Source organism: Billgrantia zhangzhouensis (genome assembly GCF_021404465.1).
Lineage (GTDB): Bacteria > Pseudomonadota > Gammaproteobacteria > Pseudomonadales > Halomonadaceae > Halomonas > Halomonas zhangzhouensis.
The window spans coordinates 148,146-164,031 of sequence record NZ_JABFTT010000010.1 but is presented as its reverse complement, the minus strand read 5'-3'; the positions used below and the strand labels follow the sequence as shown (position 1 = coordinate 164,031).

General features: G+C 64.3%; 10 protein-coding genes. 5 read left to right on the top strand and 5 right to left on the bottom strand.

The features are described from left to right. Positions 1–222: 222 nt before the first annotated feature. The 4 genes from acnB to HOP51_RS14245 all read left to right on the top strand — a co-directional run bounded on the left by acnB (position 223) and on the right by HOP51_RS14245 (position 6,335). On the top strand, positions 223–2,826 hold the full coding sequence (gene acnB / locus HOP51_RS14260; protein WP_234274564.1) for a bifunctional aconitate hydratase 2/2-methylisocitrate dehydratase: 2,604 nt from the start codon (positions 223–225) through the stop codon (positions 2,824–2,826). 310 nt (positions 2,827–3,136) lie between these two features. Continuing rightward, the gene (locus HOP51_RS14255) at positions 3,137–3,745 is read left to right on the top strand and encodes a porin family protein (RefSeq protein WP_234274563.1); all 609 of its coding nucleotides are present in this window, start codon (positions 3,137–3,139) and stop codon (positions 3,743–3,745) included. A gap of 145 nt (positions 3,746–3,890) precedes the next feature. After that, positions 3,891–4,379, top strand: a complete 489-nt coding sequence (gene rraA / locus HOP51_RS14250) for a ribonuclease E activity regulator RraA (protein WP_234274562.1) — start codon at positions 3,891–3,893, stop codon at positions 4,377–4,379. A gap of 84 nt (positions 4,380–4,463) precedes the next feature. Then, positions 4,464–6,335, top strand: coding sequence for a glycerophosphodiester phosphodiesterase family protein (locus HOP51_RS14245; protein WP_234274561.1), 1,872 nt, complete (start codon positions 4,464–4,466; stop codon positions 6,333–6,335). 52 nt (positions 6,336–6,387) lie between these two features. On the opposite strand, the gene ggt is transcribed toward HOP51_RS14245, so the two are convergent. Further along, positions 6,388–8,220: a gamma-glutamyltransferase gene (gene ggt, locus HOP51_RS14240; protein WP_234274560.1), complete on the bottom strand. Its 1,833-nt coding sequence runs from the start codon at positions 8,218–8,220 to the stop codon at positions 6,388–6,390. 106 nt (positions 8,221–8,326) lie between these two features. After that, positions 8,327–10,699: a phosphoenolpyruvate synthase gene (gene ppsA / locus HOP51_RS14235; protein ID WP_234274559.1), complete on the bottom strand. Its 2,373-nt coding sequence runs from the start codon at positions 10,697–10,699 to the stop codon at positions 8,327–8,329. A gap of 292 nt (positions 10,700–10,991) precedes the next feature. Between ppsA and ppsR the strand changes: the two genes are divergently transcribed. Further along, positions 10,992–11,825, top strand: a complete 834-nt coding sequence (ppsR, locus tag HOP51_RS14230) for a posphoenolpyruvate synthetase regulatory kinase/phosphorylase PpsR (protein WP_234274558.1) — start codon at positions 10,992–10,994, stop codon at positions 11,823–11,825. Positions 11,826–11,834: 9 nt separating this feature from the next. Here the strand turns inward: ppsR and HOP51_RS14225 are convergent, their stop codons facing one another. From HOP51_RS14225 to HOP51_RS14215, 3 genes are all read right to left on the bottom strand, one after another. Beyond that, complete coding sequence (locus HOP51_RS14225; RefSeq protein WP_234274557.1) at positions 11,835–13,040, bottom strand: CaiB/BaiF CoA transferase family protein; 1,206 nt, start codon at positions 13,038–13,040, stop codon at positions 11,835–11,837. 158 nt (positions 13,041–13,198) lie between these two features. Then, the gene (locus HOP51_RS14220) at positions 13,199–14,380 is read right to left on the bottom strand and encodes an acyl-CoA dehydrogenase (protein WP_234274556.1); all 1,182 of its coding nucleotides are present in this window, start codon (positions 14,378–14,380) and stop codon (positions 13,199–13,201) included. 84 nt (positions 14,381–14,464) lie between these two features. After that, the gene (locus tag HOP51_RS14215; RefSeq protein WP_234274555.1) at positions 14,465–15,868 is read right to left on the bottom strand and encodes an MATE family efflux transporter; all 1,404 of its coding nucleotides are present in this window, start codon (positions 15,866–15,868) and stop codon (positions 14,465–14,467) included. Positions 15,869–15,886: the final 18 nt, after the last annotated feature.

The following is a 15,886-nucleotide window of genomic DNA, read 5'->3' as shown; positions in this document are numbered from 1 at the left end:
GGTAACGCGACCCGCTCCAGGTGGCACGCTGTAGTTCGGCGAACATCGCGACGACCAAAGTCTAGGCTCTCGCCAGGAGGCCCAACTTAACATTGTCGACAGTTTCCCGTAGAATCGCGCCACCCAGTGACTACGGTTGTTTCACCAACCAAAGCGGGCATTTCGCCGATGTTCATCGCCTATCGACCCGCTTTGGGCAACACACCAGATGAGGGCCCCAACGTGCTTGAAGCCTATCGCCAACATGTCGAAGAACGCGCCGCCGAGGGCGTCCCGCCGAAGCCCCTGAATGCCGAACAGGCCGCCGCGCTGGTCGAACTGCTGAAGAACCCGCCTGCCGGCGAGGAAGAGTTCATCCTCGATCTGCTGACGAATCGCGTTCCCCCGGGCGTCGACGAGGCCGCCTACGTCAAGGCCGGCTTCCTCACCGCCATCGCCAAGGGCGAGGCGCAATCGCCGTTGGTCGACAAGGTACATGCCGTCAAACTGCTGGGCACCATGCAGGGCGGCTACAACATCGCCACTCTGGTCGAGCTGCTGGACGACAGCGAGCTGGCCAAGGAAGCCGGCGAGCAGCTCAAGCACACCCTGTTGATGTTCGATGCCTTCCATGATGTGGAAGAGCGCGCCAAGGCCGGCAACGCCGTGGCCAAGGATGTCATGCAGTCCTGGGCCGACGCCGAGTGGTTCCTGTCCAAGCCGGCGCTGGCCGAGAAGATCAGCCTCACTGTATTCAAGGTGCCGGGCGAGACCAACACCGACGACCTATCCCCCGCGCCTGACGCCTGGTCGCGCCCCGACATCCCGCTGCATGCCAACGCCATGCTCAAGAACGAGCGCGAAGGCATCGAGCCCGAAGTGCCCGGTACCACCGGTCCGCTCAAGCAGATCGAAGAGGTGAAGGTCAAGGGCTTCCCGGTCGCCTACGTGGGCGACGTGGTCGGCACCGGTTCCTCGCGCAAGTCGGCCACCAACTCCGTGCTGTGGTTCTTCGGCGACGACATCCCCAACGTGCCCAACAAGCGCGCCGGCGGTTTCTGCTTCGGCGGCAAGATCGCCCCGATCTTCTTCAACACCATGGAAGACGCTGGCGCCCTGCCCGTCGAGATGGACGTCTCCAAGCTCGAAATGGGCGACGTGATCGACGTCTACCCCTACGAAGGCAAGGTGTGCAAGCACGGCACCGATGAAGTGGTCTCGACCTTCGAGCTCAAGACCCAGGTGATCCTCGACGAAGTGCGTGCCGGCGGCCGTATTCCGCTGATTATCGGTCGTGGCCTGACCGGCAAGGCACGCGAGGCGCTGGGCCTGCCCCAGTCCGACGTGTTCCGCCTGCCCGAGCAGCCCAAGGACACCGGCAAGGGCTTCACCCTGGCCCAGAAGATGGTCGGCAAGGCCTGCGGCATGGAGGGCGTACGCCCGGGCATGTACTGCGAGCCGAAGATGACCACCGTGGGCTCCCAGGACACCACCGGCCCGATGACCCGTGACGAGCTCAAGGACCTGGCCTGCCTGGGCTTCCAGGCCGATCTGGTGATGCAGTCGTTCTGCCACACCGCGGCCTATCCGAAGCCGGTCGACGTGGAGACCCATCACACCCTGCCCGACTTCATCATGAACCGTGGCGGCGTCTCGCTGCGCCCCGGCGACGGTATCATCCATAGCTGGCTGAACCGCATGCTGCTGCCCGACACCGTGGGCACCGGCGGCGACTCGCACACCCGCTTCCCGCTGGGTATCTCATTCCCGGCCGGCTCAGGCCTCGTCGCTTTTGCCGCCGCCACCGGCGTGATGCCGCTGGACATGCCGGAATCGGTGCTGGTGCGCTTCAAGGGCAAGCGTCAGCCCGGCGTCACCCTGCGCGACCTGGTCCACGCCATCCCCTACTACGCCATCCAAGAAGGTCTGCTGACCGTCGAGAAGTCGGGCAAGAAGAACGTCTTCTCCGGCCGCGTGCTGGAAATCGAGGGCCTTGAGGATCTCACCGTCGAGCAGGCCTTCGAACTCTCCGACGCCTCCGCCGAGCGCTCCGCCGCCGGCTGCACCATTACCCTGGGCGAGGGAAGCGTCACCGAATACCTGAAGTCCAACATCACCCTGCTCAAGTGGATGATCGCCAACGGCTACGGCGACAAGCGCACCATCGAGCGCCGTATCCTGGCGATGGAGGAGTGGCTGGCCAACCCGAGCCTGATGCGCGCCGACAAGGACGCCGAATACGCCGCGGTGATCGAGATCGACCTGGCCGAACTCAAGGAGCCGGTGCTGTGCGCCCCGAACGACCCGGACGACGCCCGCCTGCTCTCCCAAGTGGCCGGCGAAAAGATCGACGAGGTCTTCATCGGTTCGTGCATGACCAACATCGGTCACTTCCGCGCTGCGGGCAAGCTGCTCGAGAAGCAGCCCGCCGGTAGCCTGAAGACTCGTCTGTGGCTGGCCCCGCCGACCAAGATGGACCAGCACCAGCTGACCGAAGAGGGCTACTACGGAATCTACGGTCGCGCCGGAGCGCGCATGGAGATGCCGGGCTGCTCGCTGTGCATGGGCAACCAGGCCCGCGTCGCCGCCAAGAGCACCGTGGTCTCCACCTCCACCCGCAACTTCCCCAACCGCCTGGGCGACGGCGCCAACGTCTACCTGGCCTCGGCGGAGCTGGCCGCGGTGGCCGCGGTGGAAGGTCGCCTGCCGAGCGTCGAGGAGTACCAGCGTTACATGGGTGAATTCGACGCCATGGCCGGGGAGATCTATCGTTACATGAACTTCCATGAGATCGAGGAGTATCAGAACGCCGCTTCCAACGTGATTCCGATCGCTCAGGAAGCCTGATACTCCCGGTTCTGATAGCATCAGGTTCGACTCCGATGCTCGCAACATCGATGGTGCCTTGCAGAAGGCACCGGAGCCGATGAACGAAGCGCCCTCCCACGAGGGCGCTTTTTTTATAAGCTTTTGTATTACCTCACCTTAATGTCGCTACGAAGCGACGCCTCGCTACGTTTCTTTACCAGCCCCACCTTGAGAGCCGTTCCCGGCGAGTCTAACTTTAAGAAGCCTTCGTGCGCTGGCGGCATGGAGCCGTCTGGGCATGAGAATAAGAGGGATTCGAGAGGCCAAGGGACATTCAAGGAGTCAGAACATGTCGAAGAGAACGCTCCTCACCGCAACGCTCGCCTCCACCACGCTGCTTTTCGTCACTGGAGCACAGGCCCAGACCAACGATCCATATGAACGCTACGCCTATCTGGGTCTCGGTACCGGCTTCAGTTCGCTGGAAAACGACCGCGAGGAGGTGGACAATTTCATCGAAAGCGGGGGTCGCAATTTCAGCGTTGACGACGACGACAACGTCTGGAAGGGCTTTGCCGGCTACCAGTTCAACCGCTATCTGGCAGTGGAAGCCTTCTACGCCGACCTGGGGCGCGTGCGGTTGCGCGGTACCGACGGAGCCAGCACCGATCTAGATTCGACCGCCTACGGCGCCAGCCTTGTCGGTCAGCTCCCCGTCACGCCCTGGTTCACCCCATTCGCCAAGGTCGGCGCAGCCAGTTGGGAGACAGAGGTGAAAGGCAATCTGGGCGATGCCGAACTCGACCTTCAGGACAATGACGGCTTCGATCCGGTCTATGGCCTCGGCGCCCAGTTCAACTTCAATCCGGTGCTGATCCGAGCCGAATACGAGCGCTACGATTTCAATAGCGACTACACCATCGATACCTTCACGGCCTCGGTAGGGCTGCGCTTCTAGTCAGTCCCACTTCGTGCCATTCACCTGCCCCTCCGGCACCGGACCATTCCTGGTGCCGGAGATCTCAGACTAACCGAGGACAGCCACCCACGACCGAGTGTGGCATCATGTCTGGACTTTCCACTCTCGTCGGCAAGGAACCCCCATGAGTGCCATCATCACTCCCGATATCTGCGATGCCCATCCGGAAGTTCAGGTTCTCGATCCGATCTTCATCAATTTCGGCGGTCGGGACGCCTTCTGCGGGCCGATTCGCACGGTCAAGTGCTTCGAGGACAACTCCCTGGTCAAGCAAGCGGTCAGCGAGCCTGGCGAAGGTGCCGTGCTGGTGGTCGATGCCGGCGGTTCCCAACGCTGCGCCATGCTCGGCGACATGTTGGCCGAACAGGCCGTGGACAACGGCTGGTCCGGCGTCGTCATGTACGGCTGCGTGCGCGATGTGGATGTCCTGGCCGAAACCGATCTGGGCGTGCAGGCGCTGGGGGCTCACCCGCGCAAGAGCGAGAAGCGTGGCGAGGGCAGCCGCGACGTGGCCGTCACTTTTGCCGGCGTGACCCTGCGGCCCGGCCAGTGGCTCTACGCCGACAACAACGGCATCGTGGTGGCCGAGACGCGCCTGCCGCTCGACAGCTGATCGGCACGCACGGCGGCACTTGCTCTTCATGCGGCGGCGATGCCACGCTAATGGCATGAGCCTTCACCGAGAGCCTGCAGATCGATGACGTCATTAGGCGTGGATGTGCTACGCAGCTTGCGCGAGCATCTGCGTCCGCTGGTGGCGTACCATCTGTTCTTCACGCTGCTCGCCTCCAGCCTGCTGCTACCGGCCATAGCCTGGACGCTGACCAGCCTGCTCAGGCGCTTCGACCGTCCTGTCATCACCAATGCCGAACTGCTCAACCTGCTGCTCAGCCCGGGAGGAATCCTGTGGCTCTTGGCTGCGATCGGCCTGACGTTCCTGCTGCTCTACCTTCAGCAGGCCGGCATGATCCTGGTGGCAATCAAGCGCCGCGACAACCATTACCGGCTAGCCTTCATCGCCCTCTGGCAAACCCTGCGCCGCCTGCCCGCCCTGGCTGGGCTGGTGGTACTGCAGGTAGGGGCGCATCTTCTGCTGTTGCTACCTGCGGCCCTGTTGTTGGGCTGGCTCTACGAGCTGATCATCGGCGGACTCGATCCCTACTACGTCATGCGCATGCGTCCGCCGGCGCTGTGGTATTTCCTGGCGGCGGCGGCACCGGTTGCCTTCGCCTGGGCGCTGATCGCCGCTTGGCTCTATGTACGCTGGATCCTGGCGTTGCCAGTGGCCACGCTGGAAAATCTTTCCGCCCCTGCAGCTCTCAAGCGCAGCCGGGAGCTGACCCGCGGGCAGCGCGGCAAGGTCGCCCTGGTGGTGATCTCCGTGCTGCTGGTCATCGTTGCCTTGCCTTTCGCCGCCAGCACCCTCTTCGACCGTGTCTTCACACCCATGCTATGGTGGCTGCCGGAACGCAATGCGGTACTGATTCCCGCCATGCTGGCCTACATGACCGGCTATGTCCTCGTCACGCTGGCCATTACCTTCATCGGCATCGCGGCAAACTCACTGCTCTCGGCCTGTCTCTACCTGCGCCTGGCGCACCGTGAACCTCGTCCCACCCCACCACCACCCGACGCCCACCCGGGACGCCTGGCTTGGGGAATAGAGCTAGCCGTCCTGCTCTTTGCCGTGGTTCAGGCCTGGTGGATCGTCAATAGCTTCGAGCTGCGTGACGACGTGACGGTCATCGCGCATCGCGGCAGTTCCGTGGCCGCGCCCGAAAATACCCTGGCGGCGATCGAGCAAGCGATCGAGGACCGCGCCCACTACGTCGAGATCGATGTCCGTCTGACGGCCGATGGCGAGGTGGTGCTCTATCATGACCGCAGCCTGCAACGCCTGACGGGCGACCCACGCAATCTGCAGGAAATGACGCTGGAAGAGCTGCGCACATTCGATGTCGGCAGTTGGTTCGGCGATGCCTTCGTCGGCGAGCGCATCCCCACCCTCGACGAGGCCTTCGCCGCGGTACGCGACAGCAGTGCCCTGATGATCGATATGAAGCCGGATCCCGGAGCCGAAGCCGCGCTGGTGGAAGCCGTGCTGGCCGCGCTACAGCGGGAGGCCGAAGCGCGGCGCACTTGTCTGACGCGTGTCGCCCCGGCCGAGGCATCGCGCTGCGGCAACCCGGATGTGGCCGGAGAGACTCGCCTCGCCGTCATGTCGGCCAGCGTGCTGGAATTGATCAAGGAGCGGGAGCCTGACCTGCGCGTGACCCTGCTGGCCCAACTGGTCATGCCGGGCACCTTGGATCGACGCAGTTTCGATGCGCTGGGACTGCGCCACAACCGCATCACCGAGAACGAGATCCGGCTGGCTCGGGAGCTGGGCTACGAAGTGCACGCCTGGACGGTGAACGACCGCGCCCGCATGTCGCAGGTGATCGACCTGGGAGTGGACGCCATCATTACCGACCATCCGGATCGTCTCGCCGAACTCATCGAGGAGCGTAGCGAACTCAGCGACGGTGCGATCCTGCTGGTGAAATTGCGTAATTGGCTGCGACGCTGACGAATGGCGCCCGCGGGCGCCATTCGCCGGAACTCTACTCGCTCATGAGCTTCTACTCGCCCATCACCACACCTTCACGACGCGGGTCGGCGCCGCCGAAGAAACCCTCGTCGGTGCGCTGGATCGCCTGCAAGCCGCTTGTCAGCTCGCGCTCGCTGGCCTCGTGGCCCAGCTCGTTGAGCGCCTCGATCACCTCGGCGGGGAAGCGTCCTTCCTCCAGATAAGCCGGCCCGCCCAGAGTGATGGCATGAGGCAGATTGAGCGCCTCTTGCGCATCCAGCTCCCAGTCGAGCATGGCAACAAGCGCCTTGGCGGTATAGTGAATGATCGCCGCACCGCCCGGCGAACCGAGGCTGGCAACGAGTTCACCGCTGTCGCGATCGAACACCAGCGTCGGGCTCATGCTGGAACGCGGCCGCTTGCCGGCCTCGACACGGTTGGCGATCGGCGAGCCATCGCTGTCCAACGGTCGGAACGAGAAATCGGTCAGCTCGTTGTTGAGCAGGTACCCCCCCGCCAGACCGGTACCACCATCGGCCATGATACGTGAGCCGAACGCCGCCTCGATGGTCGTGGTCATGGCCACTGCGTTGCCCTCTTCATCGACGATGCTGATATGGCTGGTACCGTACTCGGGCTGCAAGGGCTGCACGGCCCAGGCCATTTCCACCTCGCCGGGATTGCCCGCCTTGGCCCCATCGGGGCCCATGCTCTGCTCGCCGATCAACTCGGCGCGCTCGGCCAGGTACTCTTCATCGAGCATGTTGTTCCAGTCCCCCCCGGGAGGATTGACGAAATCGGGGTCGGCAATGAATTTGCCGCGATCGGCGAATGCCAACCGCGATGCCTCGAGGAAACGATGCAGCCACTCGACGCCTGGCCGGTCTTCGTCCAGCGGCTCGTCGAGCTCCGGCAGGTGCCCCATGACTCCCAGGATCTGCATGATGGTGAGGTGTCCCGACGAGGGCGGTGGGAAACCGCAGACCCGATACGCCTGCCAGTCGGTGCACAGCGGATCTCGCTCCTTGGCGACATAGGTCGCCATGTCTTCCAGGCTGATCGCTCCCGGGCGCACGGGATGGTTCTGCACGCGCTGCACCAGGTCCTCGGCAATCGATCCGGTATGCAGCGCCTTGCTGCCATTCTCGGCGATGTCTCTCAGGATGGCGGCCAATGCCGGATTCTCGAGGCGATGTCCCTGGGGCAGGGGCTCACCCTCCTCGGTGTAGTAAAAGGTATCGCCGAGCGGGTCGTCGCGCAGCCGCTCTTCGGCGGCAAGGCTCGTATGCAAGCGCGGGCTGACCTCGAAGCCCTCCTCCGCCAGGGCGATGGCCGGGGCGAACAGTTCTGCCCAAGGCAACTTGCCATGCTTCTCGTGAGCCATCTCGAGCATGCGCACGGTGCCTGGAACGCCAACGGAGAGGCCACTGGCCGCCGCATCCATGAACTCCAGGGGCTCGCCCCCACCATTCAGGAACAGCGATTCGCTGGCTGCGCGGGGAGCGGTCTCACGGCCGTCGTAGGCCTTCACTTCGCTGCCGTCGTAATGCATCAGGAATGCCCCGCCGCCGATGCCGCTCGACTGGGGTTCCACCAAGGTAAGGACCATCTGTACGGCGATGGCGGCATCCACCGCCGAGCCGCCCGCCTTGAGCACCTGATAGCCGGCATCGGTGGCCAGCGGGTTGGCAGCCGCCACGGCGAAACGCTCGGTGCTCCAGCCGGGCTTCTCCTGGTAGCCGGAAGCGGCTTCCGGTTCGATGGCCGGGGCCTCGTACTGAAAGCTTACCTCGGCAGTCGCCATCAGCGGCATGCTCAACACGCCGGCGGCGGAGGTAACGAAAGCTAACCAGCGCCTACGCCTGGAAACTATACGATTGTCCATTTGAGTGCCCCTCGGTAACTCCATGTAAGAGGTGTACAGCATAGGCGAAAAAAAGCCCGATTGAGAGGCCTCAATCGGGCAAGTTTGTAACGTTGAGCGGAATTAACTATGCCAGGGTCTCACCCGCCAGCATGAACCAGGTTTCCAGTACCGCATCGGGGTTCAACGACACGGAATCGATGCCCTGCTCCATGAGCCACTTGGCCAGGTCGGGATGATCGGAGGGCCCCTGGCCGCAGATGCCGACGTACTTGCCTTGGGCCTTGCAGGCCTGGATGGCCATGGCCAGCAGACGCTTCACCGCCGGATTGCGCTCGTCGAACAGGTGCGCCACGATCCCTGAATCGCGATCGAGGCCGAGCGTCAGTTGGGTCAGGTCGTTGGAGCCGATCGAGAAGCCGTCGAAGTGTTCGAGGAACTCCTCGGCCAGTAGCGCATTGGCCGGCAGCTCGCACATCATGATCACCTTGAGCCCGTTGTCGCCACGTTTGAGCCCGTTGGCCGCCATCAGCTCGACCACCGCGCGCGCCTCGTCGGTGGTCCGCACGAAGGGCACCATGATCTCGACGTTGTCGAAGCCCATCTCGTCACGCACCCTCTTGAGCGCACGGCACTCGAGCTCGAAGCAGGGGCGGAAGGCGTCGGAAATGTAGCGCGAGGCGCCTCGGAAGCCGAGCATGGGGTTCTCTTCACCCGGCTCGTAGAGCTTACCGCCTATCAGGTTCTCGTATTCGTTCGACTTGAAGTCGGAGAGCCGCACGATCACCCGCTGGGGGTGGAACGCCGCCGCCAGGGTCGAGATACCCTCGACCAGTTTGTCGACGTAGAAGTCCACGGGGCTGGCATAGCCGGCGGTGCGCAGGTTGATGGTCTGCTGGAGGTCCAGCGGCAGTGTGTCATACTCGAGCAGCGCCTTGGGGTGCACACCGATCATGCGATTGATGATGAACTCCAGGCGAGCCAGGCCAACGCCGGCGTGCGGCAGGGTGGCGAAGCTGAAGGCGCGGTCGGGGTTGCCCACGTTCATCATGATCTTGAACGGGATCTCGGGCATCGAGTCGACGCTGGTGACGCGACGGTCGTAGTCGAGCAGCCCTTCGTAGACATGGCCGGTGTCGCCCTCGGCGCAAGAGACGGTGACGTCGCGGCCATCCTCAAGGATCTCGGTGGCGTCGCCACAGCCGACCACCGCCGGGATGCCCAGCTCGCGGGCGATGATCGCCGCGTGGCAGGTACGGCCGCCGCGATTGGTGACGATCGCCGAGGCGCGCTTCATGATCGGCTCCCAGTCGGGGTCGGTCATGTCGGTCACCAGCACGTCACCGGCGTTGACCTTGTCCATCTCTTCGGGGGTGAACACGATCTTCACCGCGCCACGACCGATGCGCTGACCGATGGCGCGGCCGCTCACCAGGGTGCGCCCCTTCTCCTTGAGGTGGAAGCGCTCCAGCTTGCCCCCTTCCTGCTGCGAGACCACGGTTTCCGGACGCGCCTGGACGATGTAGAGCTCGCCGTCATCACCGTCGAGCGCCCATTCGATGTCCATCGGCCGGCCGTAGTGCTCTTCGATGGTCACCGCCTGGCGCGCCAGGGCCATCACCTGATCGTCGCTGATGCAGAAACGCGCGCGATCCTTGAGCGGCACGTCGACGGTAGAGACCGACTTGCCGGCGCTGGCATCGTCGCTGTAGATCATCTTGATCAGCTTGGAGCCGAGGTTGCGGCGCAGCACGGCCGGCCGCCCCGCGGCCAGGGTCGACTTGTGCACGTAGAACTCATCGGGGTTCACCGAGCCCTGCACCACTGTCTCGCCCAAGCCCCAGGAAGCGGTGACGAACACCGCCTCGCGATAGCCCGATTCGGTGTCGAGGGTGAACATCACGCCGGACGCACCGGTCTCGGAGCGCACCATCTTCTGGATGCCCGCCGACAGCGCCACGTTCTCGTGGGCGTAGCCGCGATGCACGCGGTAGGAGATGGCACGGTCATTGAACAGCGAGGCGAACACCTCGTGCACGGCACGCTTGACGTTGTCGAAGCCCTCGATGTTGAGGAAGGTCTCCTGCTGCCCGGCGAATGAAGCGTCCGGCAGGTCCTCGGCGGTAGCCGAACTGCGCACCGCCACCTTGAGGTTGGGATGCTGGCTGGCAAGTTTGTCGTAAGCGCTGCGCAGGTGCGTCTCGAAGGTGGGCGGCAGCGGAGTATCGATCACCCACTGGCGAATCTGGGCGCCGACCCGGGCAAGTTCGCTGACATCGTCGACATCGAGTCGTGCCAGGGCCTGGTTGATCCGCTCGTTGAGCCCTTCATGGGCGAGAAATTCGCGATAGGCATGGGCGGTGGTGGCAAAGCCGCCAGGGACGGTGACGCCGGCTCCCGAAAGGTTGGAGATCATCTCGCCGAGCGAGGCGTTCTTGCCGCCCACCCGCTCCACATCGTCCATGCCGAGTTGATCGAACCACAGGATGTAATCTTCCACGTAACCCCCTTTGATTTTCGTTGCCGAGGCCCTGCCACCGTTGCGCCGCTTGCGCTTGCCGCTTTCTCGGGCAGGGCCGCCTCAGGCGAAAAACGCAATGCTGCCCACCTTAAACGCAAGCGGCCATATACGCCATTGGTCTAACATCGAAGTCACTGAAGGTTTTTTACAACAACGGCACGATTTGCGCGTTTTCTGTAGTCGGGACAGGCCGCAAGGCAGCTCCGCCTTGCCGCCAAAGGCACCAGCCACGACAATAGGCGGTTCAATCGTAATGGACCTTGCCGACGCCATGTCCCGTACCGCCTTCTTCATTTCCGACGGCACCGGCATCACCGCCGAGAGCCTGGGCCGTAGCCTGCTTGCGCAGTTCGAGAACGTTGACCTGCGCATGCTGACCAAGCCCTACATCGATACCATCGACAAGGCCCGCACCCTGGTCGAGATCATCGAAAACACCGCCGTCCGCGATGGCGAGCAGCCGATCATCATCGATACCATCGTCGACGAGTCCATCCGCGAAGTGATCCGCCGCGCACCGGGCTTCAAGGTGGACATCTTCTCCACCTTCCTCAAGCCGCTGGAAAAGGAACTCGGCACCCACTCGAGCTACACCGTGGGCCGCACGCACTCCATCGGTCAGGATGAGGTCTACATGGACCGCATCCACTCGGTCCACTTCGCCCTGGACAACGACGACGGGGCCCGCACCCACCAGTACGACCAGGCCGACGTGATACTGGTCGGCGTGTCGCGCTGCGGCAAGACCCCCACTTCGCTCTACCTGGCCCTGCAGTTCGGCATTCGCGCCGCCAACTATCCGCTCACCGAAGACGATCTCGACGAAGACGGAACCCTGAAGCTGCCCCGCGCCCTCGCCCAGTACCGCCACAAGCTGTTCGGGTTGACGATCGACCCGCGCCGGCTGGCCGCGATTCGCCACGAGCGGCGGCCCAACAGCCGCTACAGCTCGCTGGACCAGTGCGTACAGGAAGTGGAACAGGCCGAAGGGCTCTACCGCCAGATGCACATTCCCTACATCGATACCACGCGCTTCTCGGTGGAAGAGATCTCGACCCGCATGATTGCCGAGACAGGGCTGACGCGACGCTTCTCGCCGCGCTGAATCGACGCCCTAGCGAACGATGCCCTCGCGCCGCAGGCGGGCAATGTCCTCGGCGGTCAGGCCCATCTCGGCGAGTATCGCATCGCTGTCCTGACCCAGCCGGGGCGGCGCCACCTCGCTCATGGCGGGCTCGCTGTCGAAGCGCAGCGGGCAGGCCACCTGGGGCACGTCGAGTTCACCACGCTTGAGCGAACGCTGCATGCCGCGGTGTTTCACTTGAGGGTCGTCGAACACCTCACTGATGGTGTTGATCGGCCCGGCGGGGATACCCCGCGCCTCCAGTTCGGCCAGCCATTCGTCGCGCCCACGGGTGAGAAGGATCGATTGGATCAGGGGTACCAGCTGCTCACGATTGCCCACCCGGGCGGCGTTGGTGGCATAGGCCGGATCGTCGGCCCACTCGGCATGGCCCAGCAGCTCCGCCAGGCGCGAGAACTGCCCGTCATTGCCGACGGTGAGCACCAGGTGGCCGTCACCGCAGGCGAAGGCCTGGTAAGGCACAATGTTGGGGTGAGCGTTGCCGTGTCGCTCTGGCGAAACCCCACTGACCAGCGTATTGAGCGCCTGGTTGGCGAGCGCCGCCACCTGCACGTCGAGCAGCGCCACGTCCACGTGGCGCCCTTCGCCAGTACGGCTGCGCTCGTGCAGTGCCGCAAGCACGCCGATGGTAGCGTAGAGCCCCGTCATCACATCGGTAATCGCCACGCCGGTTTTCATCGGCATGCCGCTCGGCTCGCCGCCGATGCTCATCAGCCCGCCCATGGCCTGGATCATGAAGTCGTAGCCGGCGCGGTGCGCATAGGGGCCGTCCTGGCCGAAGCCGGTGATGGAGCAGCCGATCAGCCGCGGATTGAGCGCCTTCAGGCTGGCGTAATCAAGGCCGTACTTGACCAGACCGCCGACCTTGAAGTTCTCCAACACGATGTCGGCGCCTACGGCGAGCTGGCGAACCAGTGCCTGCCCCCGTTCGCTGGCGATATCGACGGCCAGCGACTGCTTGCCGCGGTTGGCGCACAGGTAGTAGGCCGCCACCCGCTCGACATCGTCATCGGCCGCCAACCAGGGCGGCCCCCAGCCGCGGGTGTCATCACCGCGTTCGGGGTGCTCGATCTTGATCACCCGCGCCCCGAGGTCGGCGAGCAGTTGGCCGGCCCAGGGGCCGGCCAGTACCCGCGACATGTCGAGCACCGTGATGCCTTCAAGAGGTCCACTCATCTTGAGATCCTTGCTCACTCGGGGCTGATCCGGCAACAAGCCTTCGGGGAGGCGCTGTGAATACATCCCTGTACGCTACCGACGCCATCCCTGGCGTAGGACCTCCCCTTCGACTTGTTACCGGCGCCCCTCGTTGGCTCAATTGTATGAATGACCTTTCAACCGGAGAAAGCCTGGATACCGGTCTGCGCCCTACCCAGGATCAACGCATGCACGTCATGGGTGCCCTCGTAGGTATTGACCGCCTCGAGGTTCATCACGTGGCGAATCACATGGTACTCGTCGGCAATGCCGTTACCGCCATGCATGTCGCGGGCCACGCGGGCGATGTCCAGCGCCTTGCCGCAGTTGTTGCGCTTGATCAGCGAGATCGCCTCCGGCACCAGTTGGCCCGCGTCGATCATGCGCCCCACTCGCAGCGCGGCCTGCAGGCCCAGGGCGATCTCGGTCTGCATGTCGGCGAGCTTCTTCTGGATCAGTTGGTTGGCAGCCAGCGGACGACCGAACTGCTTGCGATCCAGGGTGTACTGGCGGGCGGCGTGCCAGCACGCCTCGGCGGCGCCCATGCTGCCCCAGGCGATGCCGTAGCGAGCGCGGTTCAAGCATGAGAACGGCCCCTTGAGCCCGGTCACACCCGGCAGACGCTGCTCGTCGGAGACTTCCACGTCCTGCATGGCGATCTGCCCAGTGACGGAGGCACGCAGGCTGAACTTGCCCTCGATCTTGGGTGCCGAGAGCCCCTTCATCCCTTTCTCGAGAATGAAGCCGTTGACCACGCCCTCCTCGTCCCGCGCCCAGACCACGAACACGTCGGCGATGGGCGAGTTGGTGATCCAGGTCTTGGTGCCGTTGAGGCGCCAGCCGTTCTCGGTGCGTACGGCGCGGGTGGACATGTTGCCCGGATCGGAACCATGGTCCGGCTCGGTGAGGCCGAAAGCCCCCACCCACTCGCCGCTGGCCAGCTTGGGCAGGTACTTATCGCGCTGGGCTTCGCTGCCGAAGGCATGGATGGGATACATCACCAGGCTCGACTGCACGCTCATGGCGCTACGGTAGCCGGAGTCGACCCGCTCCACCTCGCGGGCGATCAGGCCGTAGCTGACGTAGTTCATGCCTGCGCAACCATAGCCATCGATGGTGGCGCCGAGCAGGCCCAGTTCCCCCATCTCGTTCATGATCTCGCGATCGAAGCGCTCGTGGCGGTTGGCCTCGAGGACCCGCGGCATCAGCTTGTCCTGGCAGTAGTCGTGTGCGGTCTGCAGGACCATGCGCTCGTCTTCGTCGAGCTGATCGATCAGGCGGAACGGGTCTTCCCAAGTGACGGGGGTGATCTGGCTCATGATGACTCTCCTGAATAATTTCTACATTTTCATCAAATGTAGACCAAGAGAATCTTGATGCCAACCCCTCAGCCCGCTTTTTTATCAGGCCTTGCCTTCCGCAGAAGTCTGCCCCTGCCGCTTGGCATCGAGCCGCCGGCGAAGCGCGTGCCACGCCACCAGCCCCACCAGTACATTGGCCAGGAACAAGCCGACGAAGATGCCCTGGGTGCTACCCAGCACTCCCCCCAGCCAGGCCAGCGGCACCGTGAGCAGGAACAACCGGATCACCGAAAGCCGCATGGCCCGGCCCGGTTCGTGCAGCGCATTGAAGGACGATACCGCCAGAATGACCACGCCCTGGGCTCCCAGCCCCAGCGGCACCCACCACAGGAAGCTGCGCAGCACCCCGGCCATCTCGTCGCCTGTGGCATAGCTGGCCAGCAGCCAGGGGGCGAGCAGCTGCAGCAGTAGCCAGACGCCGAACTGCCACACCAGCACGAAGGCGAAACAGCCGAAGATGGCCCGCCGCACACGCTCGTGCTGCCCTGCCCCGGCGTTCTGACTGACCAGCGGCGGCAGGGTCATCGAAAGCGCCAGCACGCCGATCTGGGCGATGGCCTCGATACGCGTGCCCACGCCATAGCCCGCTACCGCGTGATGGCCATGCCCGGCGACGATGCGTGTGACCAGCGCCAGGGCCAATGGCGTGAAAACGCTGGTGATCGCCGCCGGCACGGCAATACGGCCCAACTCACGCCACGACGCCATCAACCCGCTCGGCGTGAGATGGCGCAGGTCGAGACACTCGCGCAGTTCGCGCTGCCAGAACAGCGCCGCGGTCATGGCGCTCCAGCTCAGCACCGTGGCCAGGGCCGCCCCCTGTACACCAAGCGCCGGTAGCGGTCCCACGCCGAAGATCAGCAGCCAGTCGAGCAGTCCATTGAGCAGCGCAGCCAGCGCCATCATCAGCCCGGGAATCAGGGTGTTGCCCTGGGCGCGCAGCACGCTGTTGAGCACCCGCGGCACGATCACCGCCGCCGCGCCCAGATACCAGATACCCATGTAGTCGCGGATGTGCGGCAGCAGGGCGGCGTCGGCTCCGAGCAGGCGGAACAGCGGCTCGAGGGTGGTCAGGCCCAGCACGCTCAGCAGCACCCCGACCGCCAGCGCCAGCAACGCCGCATCCGTCGCCCTTCGCCGCACCGTGTCGTGATCGCCCTGCCCCAATAGCCGCGCCACCACTGCCGAGGTGCCGATGCCCAAGCCGATGGCCAGGCTGATCACCGCGAACACGACGGGAAAGGTGAACGACACCGCCGCCAGTGGCTGCGGCCCCAGCCGCGCGATGAACCAGGTATCGACCAGATTGAAGCTCATCATGGCGATCATGCCGCCCACGACGGGCAGGCACTTGCGCAGCAGAGTCAGAGCAATGGGGCCTTCGAGCAGTTCACGCCGCATGGGGCGTCGCGAGCCGCCTTCAGCCGTGGAAGGAGACGTTGGCATGGGACCTCGAAACGAGAA

Bases quoted from the DNA above. Each gene is read 5' to 3' on its own strand.
- ppsR (WP_234274558.1), top strand. From the start codon at position 10,992: ATGTCCCGTACCGCCTTCTTCATTTCCGACGGCACCGGCATCACCGCC.
- HOP51_RS14245 (WP_234274561.1), top strand. From the start codon at position 4,464: ATGACGTCATTAGGCGTGGATGTGCTACGCAGCTTGCGCGAGCATCTG.
- HOP51_RS14255 (WP_234274563.1), top strand. From the start codon at position 3,137: ATGTCGAAGAGAACGCTCCTCACCGCAACGCTCGCCTCCACCACGCTG.
- HOP51_RS14215 (WP_234274555.1), bottom strand. From the start codon at position 15,868: ATGCCAACGTCTCCTTCCACGGCTGAAGGCGGCTCGCGACGCCCCATG.
- ggt (WP_234274560.1), bottom strand. From the start codon at position 8,220: ATGGACAATCGTATAGTTTCCAGGCGTAGGCGCTGGTTAGCTTTCGTT.
- rraA (WP_234274562.1), top strand. From the start codon at position 3,891: ATGAGTGCCATCATCACTCCCGATATCTGCGATGCCCATCCGGAAGTT.
- HOP51_RS14220 (WP_234274556.1), bottom strand. From the start codon at position 14,380: ATGAGCCAGATCACCCCCGTCACTTGGGAAGACCCGTTCCGCCTGATC.
- HOP51_RS14225 (WP_234274557.1), bottom strand. From the start codon at position 13,040: ATGAGTGGACCTCTTGAAGGCATCACGGTGCTCGACATGTCGCGGGTA.